Origin of the sequence: Pontibacter saemangeumensis, assembly GCF_039541895.1 — a bacterium.
In the GTDB taxonomy this organism is placed as follows: Bacteria; Bacteroidota; Bacteroidia; order Cytophagales; family Hymenobacteraceae; genus Pontibacter; species Pontibacter saemangeumensis.
This window is the reverse complement of the sequence record NZ_BAABHC010000039.1, coordinates 234009-248242: the sequence shown is the minus strand read 5'-3', so window position 1 is coordinate 248242 and position 14234 is coordinate 234009. Positions and strand designations below refer to the sequence as shown.

At 54.3% G+C, this 14234-nt stretch carries 7 protein-coding genes; all 7 read left to right on the top strand.

The window, feature by feature from the left end; translation table 11 throughout:
- The first annotated feature begins 829 nt into the window (after positions 1-829).
- Positions 830-3946, top strand: a complete 3117-nt coding sequence (locus ABD920_RS23440) for a SusC/RagA family TonB-linked outer membrane protein (protein ID WP_345162999.1) — start codon at positions 830-832, stop codon at positions 3944-3946.
- A 9-nt stretch (positions 3947-3955) separates the two neighbouring features.
- Positions 3956-5743, top strand: coding sequence for a RagB/SusD family nutrient uptake outer membrane protein (locus tag ABD920_RS23435; protein WP_345162996.1), 1788 nt, complete (start codon positions 3956-3958; stop codon positions 5741-5743).
- 374 nt (positions 5744-6117) lie between these two features.
- Positions 6118-9228, top strand: a complete 3111-nt coding sequence (locus ABD920_RS23430; protein ID WP_345162993.1) for a PVC-type heme-binding CxxCH protein — start codon at positions 6118-6120, stop codon at positions 9226-9228.
- 134 nt (positions 9229-9362) lie between these two features.
- Positions 9363-10247, top strand: a complete 885-nt coding sequence (locus ABD920_RS23425; RefSeq protein WP_345162991.1) for a hydroxypyruvate isomerase family protein — start codon at positions 9363-9365, stop codon at positions 10245-10247.
- A 402-nt stretch (positions 10248-10649) separates the two neighbouring features.
- The gene (locus tag ABD920_RS23420; RefSeq protein WP_345162988.1) at positions 10650-11378 is read left to right on the top strand and encodes an SDR family NAD(P)-dependent oxidoreductase; all 729 of its coding nucleotides are present in this window, start codon (positions 10650-10652) and stop codon (positions 11376-11378) included.
- 494 nt (positions 11379-11872) lie between these two features.
- Positions 11873-12133 carry a DUF4212 domain-containing protein gene (locus ABD920_RS23415; protein ID WP_345162985.1) on the top strand — a complete coding sequence of 87 codons (261 nt, stop codon included), beginning with the start codon at positions 11873-11875 and terminating at the stop codon, positions 12131-12133.
- A 30-nt stretch (positions 12134-12163) separates the two neighbouring features.
- The gene (locus ABD920_RS23410) at positions 12164-13855 is read left to right on the top strand and encodes a sodium:solute symporter family protein (protein WP_345162982.1); all 1692 of its coding nucleotides are present in this window, start codon (positions 12164-12166) and stop codon (positions 13853-13855) included.
- Positions 13856-14234: the final 379 nt, after the last annotated feature.

The following is a 14234-nucleotide window of genomic DNA, read 5'->3' as shown; positions in this document are numbered from 1 at the left end:
ATATAAAAGCTGGCGTTTCTGCTTAGGCAGGGGCGCCAGCTTTTTTGTGTGAGGAAGGGGAAAACCAAGTGATAAACCCCTATCCGTTAGCTCATGCGCCTTGCTTTTAACCTGTCTGCAGCTTTTTCCTCTCTGGAGGGGTGGGTTTGTAGAATAGCTTCGTGCGCAGTATGTAGTTGGCTGTTGTATTAGGGCGCACATTGTGCAGGTGTTCTTGCATAATAAATGAGTATTTGATCACTTTTTATGTTTACGCCTTTTTTTTGTTTAACAGAAGGCTTATATTTAAGCAGTTGTACAGCCACTGGCTACATGCTAAGCGTGTAAAACTACATTTCTTTTAAAGCAATTACATCCCCTTAGGAGAAGGGAGAGAACCTTCACTGCGATTTTACCAACTGTAATGCCTAGGCAAACGCTGTAATTATACAGGCCTTAGGGGTACGTAAAAGCTAAAAGCTTCACGGCTCACTGTCGCGCACGGGATTATAAGATTACAATTAAAAAGGAGAATTACGCTATACAGAAGCAGTTTAGTTCTGATACTCAAATTCATTTTGCTAAATACCCTGTCCTGAAATAAACCCTGAAATAAACAGAGATCTGCCGGGCCGAGACAGGTAATTAAATAAGTCTATTGATAGTGTATTAAATTATATAGGACTGAGAAGGTACTATAATGACATGATGAATATGTTTGGCTATGGATATAAGTGTAGCCATAACAATTTATCAAGCTATATAGGGTCTGGGTTCTTCGTGAGAAAAGGATTTAAGAAGACAGTGATTTTATACCGTTGTTTTATTTTTCATTCAAACACTATAATTTATGCAACACCATTTACTTAAGGGGTTTAAATACTTGCTCGTATTGCCTCTTTTCTTTGTCTCTGTTGTTGTGGCCTTTGCACAGGGTGCCACCGTGCAGGGAAAGGTGACCGATGAGAGCGGTGTTCCTCTTCCTGGCGTTACAGTGCTCCTAAAAGGCACTACCACAGCAGCCCCGACTGGGGCGGACGGCACCTACCTCATAAATGTGCCTGACGGCAGCGGTACCCTTGTTTTCTCTTTCATTGGCTACGCTTCGCAGGAAGTGCCGATTAACAACCGGGCTACCGTTGACGTGCAATTGGGTGCCGATACCAAAGCTTTGGAAGAAGTGGTGGTCGTTGGATATGGCGTGCAGAAAAAAGCGACGCTAACAGGTTCTGTAACGGCAGTTCAGGGCGAAGAAGTAACGAAAAGCCCCGCCCTCAATGTGACGAACAACTTAGCAGGCCGGCTGCCAGGCTTAACAGCCGTCGGCTCAAGCGGTGAGCCGGGGTATGACGGGGCAACGCTCCGCATCCGGGGATTGAATTCCTTTGGAAGCTCAGAGCCACTCGTTGTAGTGGATGGCGTGCCGGGTCGCTCTCTGGAAAGGCTGGACCCTAACACAATCGAGAGTATTTCGGTGCTGAAGGATGCCTCTGCGGCTATATATGGTGCCCAGGCCGCCAATGGTGTAATTCTGGTAACCACGAAGCGAGGGAAAGCCGGTAAGCCTACCATTACTGCTTCGTTCAACCAGGGCTACGGACGCCCAACCAGGCTGCCGGACATGGCAAATGCAGCCGAGTATGCGACCATGATGAACGAGATTGATCTGTATGCCGGTAACCCTCCCCGTTTCACCCCGGAGGATATCCAGCAGTTCAGAGACGGTTCTGACCCATGGGGCCACCCCGACACCGACTGGTTTGAGGAAGTGATAAAGCCGTGGTCCGGGCAGAACCAGGGCAACGTGTCTGTTTCAGGGGGAAGTGAGAACATGAAATACTTTGTTGCCCTAACAACCAGAAGCCAGAACGGATTTTACCATAACAGCGGAACAAAGTACAATCAATATGATTTCCGCTCAAACCTGGACGGAAACATCTCGAAGAACATCAGCCTGGCCGTCGACCTTTCCGGCCGCCTGGAAGACCGCAACTTCCCGACCCGGGGCGCGGGCAGCATCTTCAGGATGGTGATGCGGGGCAAGCCGAACATGACGGCTTACTGGCCAGACGGCACGCCTGGTCCGGATATTGAATACGGTGACAACCCGGTGGTGGTAAGCACCAAGGCAACGGGTTATGACCGGGACAAGCGGTATGTCATTAACTCCAACTTCAAGCTTAATGTCGTTATTCCCTGGGTAGAAGGTCTCTCCGTTACGGGTAATGCCGCTATCGACAAAGGGTTTCGTTTCCGTAAGCTCTGGCAGACGCCCTGGTACCTGTATTCCTGGAATGGCATCGATCGCGATGCAAACGGGGAGCCGGTATTAGTTAGAGGCAAGAAAGGGTTCGATAGCCCCGCCCTGACGGAGCAAATGGAGGATAACCAGCGGATTCTGCTAAACGGGCTTTTGAACTATGACAGGACTTTCGGGGAGAATCATTCCGTGAACTTCCTCGCTGGTGTGGAAAGAATCACCGGTGAGTTCGACACCTTCAGTGCTTACCGCCGCAACTTCACATCTACTGCCCTCGACCAGATGTTTGCCGGCGCCACTGACCAGTATCTGACAAACAATGGTTCCGGCAGCGCCAATGCGCGTCTGAATTACTTCGGCAGGGTGAATTACGGCTTCAAGGAAAAGTACCTGGCTGAGTTTGTGTGGCGCTACCAGGGGTCTTATATATTTGAGAAGTCTGACCGGTTCGGCTTCTTCCCCGGCGTATCTCTGGGCTATGTAATATCACAGGAGAATTTCTGGAAGGATAACATAGGAGCCGTGGACTTTTTCAAGCTAAGGGCTTCGTGGGGCCAGACAGGCTGGGACCAAGTATACTTTAACAACGTATTGCAGGAATATGCTTACCTGACTACCTATGGCCTGGGAGGCCCCGGATCCGCCTTTATAACGGACGGCGGCGGGCAGCTAAACCCAACCTTGTATGAAACAGGCGTTCCGAACGAGAATACAACCTGGGAGAAATCGATACAGCGCAACGTTGGTTTTGACGCTGAAATGTTGAATAACCACCTTTCTGTTACGTTTGATTATTTCGACAACCTGCGCTCCGATATCCTCTGGAGAAGAAACGCTTCTATCCCGGCCTCGACCGGTATGTCCTTGCCTCCTGAAAATATCGGCGAATCCGGAAACAGGGGATTTGATTTTAGTGTGGTTTATGACAATGTGATAGGCAATGACTTCACATATGAAGTGGGGCTGAATGGTGGCTACGCCAAGAACAGGATCATCTTCTGGGACGAGACCCCTGGCCGACCTGACTACCAGCTCACAACGGGCCGGCCAATCCCTACTGACCCTTACAGTCCCGACGATGACCTTTATTACCAGGCCATCGGCATTTTTGCAGATCAGGCTGCTGTAGACGCTTACCCGCACTGGTCCGGGGCGCGGCCCGGCGACATTATCTTTGAAGATGTGAACGAGGATGGTGTGATTGATGCAAACGATAGGGTAAGAAATGAGAAAAGCAACGTCCCCAGATGGACTGGAGGCTTCACCGCGCGCCTCGGATATAAGAACTTCGATGTCTCCATGCTGATTCAGGGGGCTGCCGGTGCAGTTAACTACATCAGCACTGAGTCCGGGGAGATCGGAAACTTCCTGCAGAGCTTCTATGACAACCGCTGGACGGAGCAGAACCCAACGGCCTCCGGTCCGAGGGTGTTCAACCGCAGCAACGAATACTGGGTGGGCCAACGAAACACTTACTGGCTGCACAGCACAGATTATGTGCGCCTGAAGAACATTGAGGTTGGCTATACACTACCTGCCTTCACCCAGAACTGGGGCATCCAAAATCTAAGGGTATATGTGAATGCCTTTAACATCCTGACCTACAGCCCTGACTACAAGGACTTCGATCCTGAACTGGGCTCCGGATCCGGTCAGGGCTATCCTTTACAGAAAATTGTGAACGGTGGTTTATCAGTTACCTTTTAATCAGCAGTCATGAAAAAAAGAATATATCCCTTCCTTTTAGCTATAGCGCTGGCAGGTGCAACCTCCTGCGACACGGACGTACTGGAACAAACACCCTTGGATAAGTTCTCTGATGCGGCGGTTTGGCAGGACCCGGCCCTGGTGGAAACATATGTAAACAACATATACTTAGGCATTCCAAGCCCTTTTCATACCATCATGCTGGCAAACCTGGTTGACGAGGCACACTTCAATGCCGACTGGGAAACCGGAAACATGACCAAAAGCCAGGTCACCCCAAGTTACCTGGGAGTATTTGATGACGGTTTCTGGGTTTCGCATGAGCGGTATATGACCTGGAACGGTACCTATAAAAACATCCGGGCGTGCAACCTCTTTATGGAGAAAATAGAAAGCGTGCCGTTTGAGGTGCAGTCGCAGAAAGACAGGCTGATAGGGGAAGTATCGTTTCTGAGAGCTTACTTTTACCATCGCTTAGCCTCGTTATACGGTGGGGTGCCGATCATCACCGATACCTATACGCTCTCCGATGACTTTACCGCCGCCAGGAACTCGTATGAGGAGGTAATCTCATTTGTGGTGGCGGAATGCGACAAGGCAGCGGGCTTGTTGCCTGCCACAGGCGATAAAGCGCGAGCCACCCAGGGAGCCGCCCTGGCGCTGAAGTCGAGGGTGTTGCTATATGCTGCCAGCGACCTGCACAACACCAATGCGTCCTGGGCCGGAGGGTATGCTAATCCAGAACTGGTGGGCTATGTGGGCGGCGATCAGCAGGCCCGATGGCAGGCAGCCAAAGACGCGGCCAAAGCGGTCATGGACCTGGGCCTTTATAACCTGTTTGGGGAAGCAAACCCAACCAGCTCAGAAGCCGCAACGGAGAACTATGCCAACATCTTCCTCAACAACGGGAACTCTGAAGACATCTTCATCCAGTTCAACGACAACCTGCGCAACGCAAACTGGGACGCACCGAACGTAGGTTTGTTCACGGGCCCCAACGGCTGGCACAACTGGGGGGAAAGCTCTCCGATAGGTCAGCTGGCGGACAGGTATGAGATGATTGATGGCACGGAGTTTAGCTGGAGTAACCCGGCGCACAAAGCCAATCCGTACCAGAACCGCGACCCGCGGTTTTATGCCAGTATCCTGTACGAAGGGGCCGTGTGGCGCCCAAGACCGGCAGACGTGATCGCCGCTGACCCGATCGGGATCGTGCAGGTGGGCAACTACACAAGGGCCGATGGCACCGTTGTTCCGGGGCTCGACACCCGGAAAGGCCCCATCGAAGACTGGAACGGCTCCTATACCGGCTATTACCTGCGGAAATTTGTTGACCCGACCGTAGACCACCAGTATGAGAAGCAGACCTTGCCGTTCCGCAGGTTCCGTTATGCTGAGATACTGCTGAATTACGCTGAGGCATGCCTCGCGCTTGGCCAAGAAGACGAAGCCAGGACCTATATAAACCAGGTGAGGGCGAGATCCGGCATGCCGCCCGTAACGGAAAGCGGGCAGGCGTTGGTTGACAAGTACCGGAATGAGCGCAGCATAGAGCTGGCCTACGAGGAGCAGCGCTTCTTTGACGTTCGCCGCTGGATGATCGCGGAGGAGGCGTATGAGGATGCCACCGGCGTCAGCGTAACGGGCACGATGGCGGCCGACGGCTCTATCTCTAACCGTACCTATGCCCCAATCGTTATTCAGGACCGCGAGTGGAACCCAAGGTTCTACTTCCTGCCGATCGAACTCGACGAAATGAACCGAAACACAAAGCTGATCCAGAACCCGCTGTATTGATATAGCCTGACAAAAGACAAGAGAGCTGCGAAGGCTCTCTTGTCTTTTATAGCAGAGAGAGTGTGTTTAAAGCCTCTTTTTCGCTGAAGCAACAGGGTTTGCCGCGGCACATCCCACTTTATCTGCTTATTTTCTTGTGTATTAGCATTTAAATAACAATATTAAGTGTTGGTCAAACACTGAAGATATAAACATCCTGTACAAGCGGAAGCCTCACTGCGTTTGGTTTGGGGCAGCACCCCCCGCAGGTGCGCCCGGAGTAGCCATACCGCAAGCGGGAAAACCCCCGAAGTAGACGTGGCTTCACCTTGGTCAGATGATTTATATATACCCAGGCTTGTATTGCAAAACCTTGAACATTAACCCTTACTTTCATGAACAGGAATATACTTTCAGTGGCTTTTCTGATGAGTGTGCTGGCCTTGTCGTCGTGCAACGAGTCGAGGCCGGTCGCCGCAACGGAGCCGAAACAATCCATAGCAGAGCGGGATACGCTCTATAGCAAGCTGACGGAAGAAGAGAAAAGGCTGCCGGAGAACGCCGTTCTGGGCCTGGAAGCAGCCGAAGGACTGGAGGTAGAGCTCTTTGCCTCTGAGCCCATGATGGGGAACCCCACCAACATTGACGTGGACGCCAAAGGCCGCGTGTGGGTATGCGAGGCCTACAACTACCGGCCGGAGCTGAACCCCGGTAACCCCCAGCGAAAGGAAGGCGACCGTATCCTGATCCTGGAGGACCTTAACGCAGATGGCCACGCCGACACCGCCAAGGTGTTCTACCAGGGCAAGGATATAGACGCCGCTCTCGGGGTGGCGGTGCTGGGCAACAAAGTGATCGTGTCCAGCAGCCCGAACGTGTTTATGTTCACCGACACGGATGGAGACGATGTGGCGGATAAGAAAGAAGTGCTTTATACCGGCCTGGGCGGCGTGCAGCACGACCATGCCATCCACTCCTTCACCTTCGGGCCGGACGGAAAACTGTACTTCAACTTCGGCAACGAGGGCAAGCAGGTCATGGACCGCAACGGAAAGCCTATGGTAGACAAAGACGGCAAGGTGGTGAACAACAGCGGGAAACCGTACCGCCAGGGGATGATCTTCCGGGTGAACCCGGACGGGACCGAATTCGAGGTGCTGGCCCACAACTTCCGAAACAACTACGAGGCCGCCGTAGACTCCTACGGTACGCTGTGGCAGTCGGATAACGACGACGACGGAAACCAGGGCGTTCGCATCAACTACGTAATGGAGTTCGGTAACTACGGCTATACCGATGAAATGACCGGTGCAGGGTGGCGTTCGCGCCGCACAAACATGGAAACGGAGATACCCAAGCAACACTGGCACCTGAACGACCCGGGCGTTGTCCCAAACCTGCTGCAGACAGGGGCCGGCTCGCCTACAGGCATGGTGATATATGAAGGCAATCTGCTGCCGGAGGTGTACCATAACCAGATGATTCACACGGATGCCGGCCCGAACACGGTAAGGTCTTACCCGGTTACAAAAGACGGCGCCGGCTACAAAGCCGAAATCGTGCCGCTGGTAGAGGGCGTGCGCGATCAGTGGTTCCGCCCCTCCGACCTGAGCGTGGCCCCGGACGGCTCTATTTTTGTGTCTGACTGGTACGACCCGGGCGTGGGTGGCCACCAGATGGCAGACATGAACAGAGGGCGCATCTACAGAATAGCACCTCCCGGAACACCTTACAAAACACCCAAGCTGAACCTTGACACACCGGAGGGTGCGGTGGCGGCGCTGCAAAACCCGAACCTTGCCACGCGCTACCTGGCCTGGGACAAGCTGCACAAGTGGGGACCAAAAGCTGAGCCTGCGCTGCAGAAACTCTGGAAATCGGACAACGAGCGCATGCGGGCCAGGGCCTTGTGGCTGCTGGCGAAGATCGATGGCAAAACCGACACCTATATAAAGCAGGCGCTGCAGGACAAGAACCCGGACATCCGGATCACGGGCCTCCGCATTGCGCGCCAGGAAAAAGACAACATCATCCCCTATGTGACGCAGCTCGTGAAAGACGAGAGCCCGCAGGTGCGCCGCGAGGCAGCCATTGCCCTGCGCCATAACAAATCAGCGGAGGCGCCGGCGCTCTGGGCGGAACTGGCGCAGCAGTACGACGGCAAGGACCGCTGGTACCTCGAAGCACTGGGCATCGGGGCCGACGAGCATTGGGACAAGTTCTTCACGGCCTACCAGCAGAAAGTCGGCGACGACATGTCTGGCAAAGCGAGCCAGGACATCATCTGGCGTTCCAGAACCGGCCTTGCCCTCCCTTACCTTGCGAAAGCGATCACGGACACCAACACCACTTCGGGAGACCGGGCGAAGTATTTCAGGGCTTTTGATTTTATTGATGATCCGGCCAAAGAGAAGACCCTTTTGGCCCTCCTCGACGAGCAGGGGCCCCACCAGGCAGAAGTAACGCAGCTTGCGCTGAACCATATAAGCCCGGCAACCCTGGCGAAGTCACCCAAAGCGAAGGCCGCCTTAGACCGTACGCTGGCGGAGCTAAAGGGAACGCGCGAGTTTGTGGACCTGGTGAGCCGCTACCAACTGAAAGACCAGAACGAGGCCCTGCTGCAACTGGCGCTCGCTCACCCGGACAGCAGCCTTGGGGTAGAGTCGACACGGCTGCTGCTGAACTCGGGGGGCACCAACCTGCTGAAGAAAACCATCAACAGCGGAGACGAAGCGAAAGCAACGGCTATGTTGGGAGCCTTAAGCCGCGTGGGCAGTAAAGAATCCATGGACCTGATCCAGTCTGTGATGATGGACAAGAAAGGGGATATGACCGTGCGGAAAGTGGCCGTGAAAGCGCTTGGCACAGGCTGGAGCGGGGAGGAGCGGCTGATGTTCGTGGTCAGGGACGGCAAGCTTCCGGAGGAACTGGAACCGGCGGCAGCGGTTACGCTGGCCGGGGCCATGCGCACGGGCATCCGCGATGAGGCGCTTAAGTACCTGAAGCCGGCCAGCACCACAGCGGGCAAGGAGTTGCCCCCGATCAGTGAGCTGGCGATGCGCACGGGCTCTGCGGTAAAAGGCAAGCAGGTGTTTATGCAAACCTGCAGCGTGTGCCACCAGGTGGGGAAAGAAGGCTCAAACTTCGGTCCTGCCCTGACCCAGATCGGCAGCAAGCTCACCAAGGATGCGCTGTATGTGTCTATCCTCCACCCGGATGCCGGCATCAGCTTCGGGTTTGAGGGCTATGTGCTCAAGATGAAGGATGGCACCGAGGTGGCCGGCATCATTGCCAGCGAGACAGAAGACGAGATCGAACTGGTTACCCCGGGGGGCATGAAGAGCCGCTACCCTGTCTCTCAGATAGCCTCTAAAACGCAGATGGAGCACTCTATCATGCCGGCGAACCTGCAGCAAAGCATGTCGGAGCAGGACCTGGTGGACCTGGTGGAGTACCTGTATTCCCTTAAAAAGCCGGCTGGCACCAAAACTGTGGCAAATAATTAGGGCCGAGGTACAGATAGAATCAGGGAGGCTCGGATGGTGGCTCCTGAAGGCGGTCGATCATATACCTCTATAGCCACCGCGCCGCGCGATATGTGAAAGTGCCGATGTAAAAAGTTATTAAACGAATCACCCATATGAAAAATCAATTTAGCCGGCGCACCGCGCTGAAAAACATGGCAGGCGGTGCCGCAGTGCTTGCCTCGGGCATGCTGCTGCCAGAGCGCCTGCAGGCGGCAGAACTGCTGGAGGTGAGGCTAAAGGGCCGCATCAAACACTCCGTTTGCAAGTGGTGCTACAAAGATATCCCGCTGGAGGAGCTGGCAAAGGCGGCCAAGGGCATGGGCCTCTCCTCGATCGAGCTGCTGGGCCCGGACGACTGGCCGACGCTGAAAAAACACGGACTGACCTGCGCCATGGCCTGGGGCGCGGAGAAAAGCCTGACAGAGGGCTTCAATGATCCGAAATACCATGACGAACTGGTGGCAAGCTACGAGGCGATGATCCCGAAGGTGGCCAACGCCGGGCTGAACAACCTGATCTGCTTTTCGGGGAACCGCAACGGCATGAGCGATGAGGAAGGCATGAAGAACTGCGCCGTTGGCCTGAAACGCCTGATGAAAACGGCGGAGAAGCACAAGGTGACGCTGTCGATGGAGCTGCTCAACAGCAAGGTGAACCACAAGGATTATATGTGCGACCACACCGCCTGGGGCGTAGAGCTGGCGAAGATGATCGATTCAGACCAGTTCAAGCTGCTCTACGACATCTACCACATGCAGATCATGGAAGGAGACGTGATCCGGACCATCAAGGACAACCATACTTATATATCGCATTACCACACGGGCGGCGTGCCCGGCCGGAATGAGATAGACGAGACGCAGGAGCTTTTCTACCCGGCCATCATGCGGGCGATCGTAGACACAGGCTATAAAGGATTCGTCGGGCAGGAGTTTATACCAGCCTCGAAGGACCCGCTTGCCTCTCTGAAGCAAAGCGTGGTGATCTGCGACGTATAAGCGTTATATGGTTTTACGACCGGCCCAAAGCCGTTCGCTTAGAGTGTAATCAGGCAGCCGCCGCCGCACAACCGGGTATATGGATAGTGCGGCGGCTTTTTGATGCTTTGTAACAAACGATCACACGTTGTAGCCTGGGAAAGGCCGCCATATATGCTGTGACAGCGGTCGCCATATATAAGTAGCCATAAATAAATGATACTCTTCAGGGATTGCTATTGCGCCTGAAGCCTCAGCAGGGAATTCGAGGTCCAGCCATTCCTTCATCCCCAGCTGTGGTGGTTAAAACACATCGGCAGGGCTTCCGGGCACAGCATCCGTTCCATATCGGTAGTAAAGCATCTCCCCCCGCCATGCATCCGTACATGTTAGTGCTTGATTTCTAATTTTAATCTGAACGCAGTGGACATCTACATCATCACCGGAGCCAGCAAGGGCATCGGCAAGGCAATAGCAGAAGAACTGCTGAAGGACGGCAACAACCAGGTAGTGGGCGTCCAGCGGACCAGCAGCATCAAACACCCGAACTACCGCCACCAGCCCATGGATTTCTCGGACATCGATGCTGTGGAACATAACCTGCAGAAGATTTTTCTGCCCTACAGCGATGCCACCAAACTGGTGCTGATCAATAACGCGGGCGTGCTGGGGGATATCGGGTATATAGGCGAGGGCATGCCGAACGAGCGCTTTGAGTTCGTGTTTGATGTGAACGTGGTAGTGCCCGCCATGCTGATGAACACTTTTCTACAGGTATATAGCAACCATCCGGCGCAAAAAGTGGTGGTGAACGTAAGCTCCGGCGCGGGCAAGTACCCGGTGGACGGCTGGGCCAGTTACTGCGCCTCCAAAGCCGCCATCGACATGCTGTCGCTGACGGTGCAGAAAGAGCAGGAGATGCGCGGAACCGGAACAAAGATATATGCGCTTTCGCCGGGGGTGGTGGACACGGCCATGCAGGAGAATATCCGGGAGGCAGACGCCGGCAGGTTCAGTGCCGTGGATAAATTCCGTGATTACAAAGCCAACGGGGAACTGGCCTCGCCGGAGGAAGTGGGCCGTAAGATCGTTAACTTCCTATATAACACCAACAAGTACAAGGAGGTGATCGTGTCGGTGCGGGATATGTAAGGGCGGCGGAAAGGGATGCGGGGCTTCGTTCTATATAGATGAGGTGCAAGATAGATGAGTTGCAAGCTGTTTTGAGCAAGGAGCAGCATATAAAGGAGAGCACATATATAGTTTAGCCACCCCTTAAGGATCTTGTCAATTACCTGTATTCCGCTGCCCGGCTCCTTTCCGGGTGAACGATGTAAAAATTAGCTGCCTTTTCTTCTGGAAACGATAAAGCCATACAGGCGAACTTAACCGCCCGCGATGCTGCTAAGTGTACTAATCAGTTAAAAAGCATATATGGCTGTAACCCGTTGCGGCTGATCTATATATAGCATTCAAGTCACAACAGCCCTGCCTGAAAAGGCAGGGCTGTTTCATTTTCAAGGGCTCCCTTCAAAGTTTGCCAAAAGAGGAGAGAAGCGGGCTAATTTATAGCAGCTTTGATAAATGCTTGCTTAACTGCTTCCAAAAAAGTAATTTATTACGGTAAATCATCAGATTGACCTTTTATGGAGCATAAAGACAGAATGCAGCAGTATTGGAAACGCAACGTGCGCATCCTCCTCATCCTGCTGGGGATATGGTTTGTAGTCTCGTTCGGGTGTGGCATCCTGCTGGTGGACGAGCTGAACCAGTTCCGGCTGGGCGGCTTTAAACTCGGCTTCTGGTTTGCCCAACAGGGCGCCATCTACTTCTTCGTGCTCATCATTTTCGCCTACGTGTGGCTGATGAACCGGCTCGACCGGGAGTTTGATGTAGACGAAGAATAAAATCCCACACTCACCTTTAAAAATTTCCCAATGGGTATATTAACCTGGACATACATTATGGTGGGGCTTAGCTTCGCCCTTTATATTGGCATTGCCATCTGGTCGCGGGCCGGCTCCACAAAAGAGTTTTACGTGGCGGGCGGGGGCGTGTCGCCGCTGGCGAACGGCATGGCCACGGCGGCCGACTGGATGTCCGCCGCCTCCTTCATCTCCATGGCCGGCCTTATCTCCTTCATGGGCTACGACGGCTCCGTTTACCTGATGGGCTGGACGGGCGGCTACGTGCTGCTGGCCCTGCTGCTGGCGCCTTACCTGCGCAAGTTCGGCAAGTTCACCGTCCCTGACTTTGTGGGCGACCGCTACTACTCCCGGACCGCGCGGCTGGTGGCGGTGGTTTGCGCCATCTTCGTTTCCTTTACCTATGTGGCCGGCCAGATGCGGGGCGTGGGCATCGTGTTCTCCCGTTTCCTGGAGGTGCAGATCGAGACCGGTGTGATAATCGGGATGATCATTGTGCTGTTTTACGCGGTGCTGGGTGGCATGAAGGGCATCACCTATACGCAGGTGGCGCAGTATTGCGTGCTGATCTTCGCCTATATGGTGCCGGCTATCTTCATCTCGCTGCTGCTGACGGGCAACCCCGTGCCGCAGCTCGGCCTGGGCAGCGAGCTGGAAACCGGCGGCTACCTCCTCGACAAGCTCGACGGGCTGCTGACGGAGCTGGGCTTCGCCGCCTTCACCAGCGGGAGCAAGGCCACCATCGACGTGTTCTGCATTACGGCGGCGCTGATGGTGGGCACGGCCGGCCTGCCGCACGTGATCGTGCGCTTCTTCACGGTGCCCCGCGTCCGCGACGCCCGCAAGTCGGCAGGCTACGCCCTGGTGTTCATCGCCATTCTATATACCACTGCGCCGGCCATCGGGGCTTTTGGGATGTACAACATGCTGCAGACCACCAGTAACCAGCCCATAGCGGACATGCCGCAGTGGGTGAGCAACTGGCAGAAAACCGGCCTGATTGCCCTGGACGACAAGAACGGCGACGGGCGCATCCAGTACAGGAAAGGGCCGGAGCAGAATGAGCTGATCATCGACAAGGACATTATGGTGCTGGCTAACCCGGAGATCGCGCAACTGCCCAACTGGGTAATCGCGCTGGTGGGAGCGGGGGGGCTGGCGGCGGCGCTCTCCACGGCGGCGGGCCTGCTGCTTGTCATCTCCACGTCCATCTCCCACGACCTGCTGAAGAAATCGTTTATGCCGGGCATATCCGAGAAGAGCGAGTTGCTTGCCGCCCGCGCGGCGGCAGCCGTGGCCGTGATCATCGCGGGTTATTTCGGCATCAACCCACCGGGCTTTGTGGCCGAGGTGGTGGCCTTTGCCTTCGGCCTGGCGGCAGCGTCTTTTTTCCCGGTCATCATCATGGGCATCTTCTCGAAGCGCATGAACAGGGAAGGGGCCATTGCGGGGATGGCAACCGGGCTTATTTTCACCATTGCCTATATCTCCTACTTCAAGTTCATCAACCCGGAAGCCAATATACCGGAGAACTGGCTGTTCCACGTGTCGCCGGAAGGAATTGGTACATTGGGAATGCTTCTGAATTTCGCTGTTTCCTTTGCTATTTCACGGTTTACGCCTGCCCCGCCCCTTGCGGTGCAGGAGCTGGTGGAGGAAATACGGGTGCCGAGAGGGGCAAGCACCGAAGTCGTGGCCCATTAGGTATGCCCCATACGGAGGTAGCGGCAGAGAAAAGCAGCCTGTGCAGGTGCTATTCTCTGCCGTTTTACTTAACTTAAATCGGAGTGGCGTATAAAACGGACACCTCTGGAGAGAGCTTAAGCGTAGTTTACGCTCTATTGGGACAAGGTTAGTACACAAGACAGTAAATGCTTCAGGGTTGTAACCTGGAGCTTCTTTTGGAGCCAGTTTTTTACTGGCATGGGTTGCCCTAAATAGTCTCGCCAGTTGAGAACCGGCCTTATTTGTATGCCATTTGCAAACTTGAAGTATGGGCCTCAACACGGAAACCATTTATAAGCCAAAGCCGCGTTGGAGTTATATAGCTCATAGCGCACACGGACTGCGTATATATAAAGTA

What these genes read in the sequence shown, in the direction of transcription:
- ABD920_RS23435 (WP_345162996.1), top strand. Translation starts at nt 3,956, where the DNA reads ATGAAAAAAAGAATATATCCCTTCCTTTTAGCTATAGCGCTGGCAGGT.
- ABD920_RS23410 (WP_345162982.1), top strand. Translation starts at nt 12,164, where the DNA reads ATGGGTATATTAACCTGGACATACATTATGGTGGGGCTTAGCTTCGCC.
- ABD920_RS23440 (WP_345162999.1), top strand. Translation starts at nt 830, where the DNA reads ATGCAACACCATTTACTTAAGGGGTTTAAATACTTGCTCGTATTGCCT.
- ABD920_RS23415 (WP_345162985.1), top strand. Translation starts at nt 11,873, where the DNA reads ATGGAGCATAAAGACAGAATGCAGCAGTATTGGAAACGCAACGTGCGC.
- ABD920_RS23425 (WP_345162991.1), top strand. Translation starts at nt 9,363, where the DNA reads ATGAAAAATCAATTTAGCCGGCGCACCGCGCTGAAAAACATGGCAGGC.
- ABD920_RS23430 (WP_345162993.1), top strand. Translation starts at nt 6,118, where the DNA reads ATGAACAGGAATATACTTTCAGTGGCTTTTCTGATGAGTGTGCTGGCC.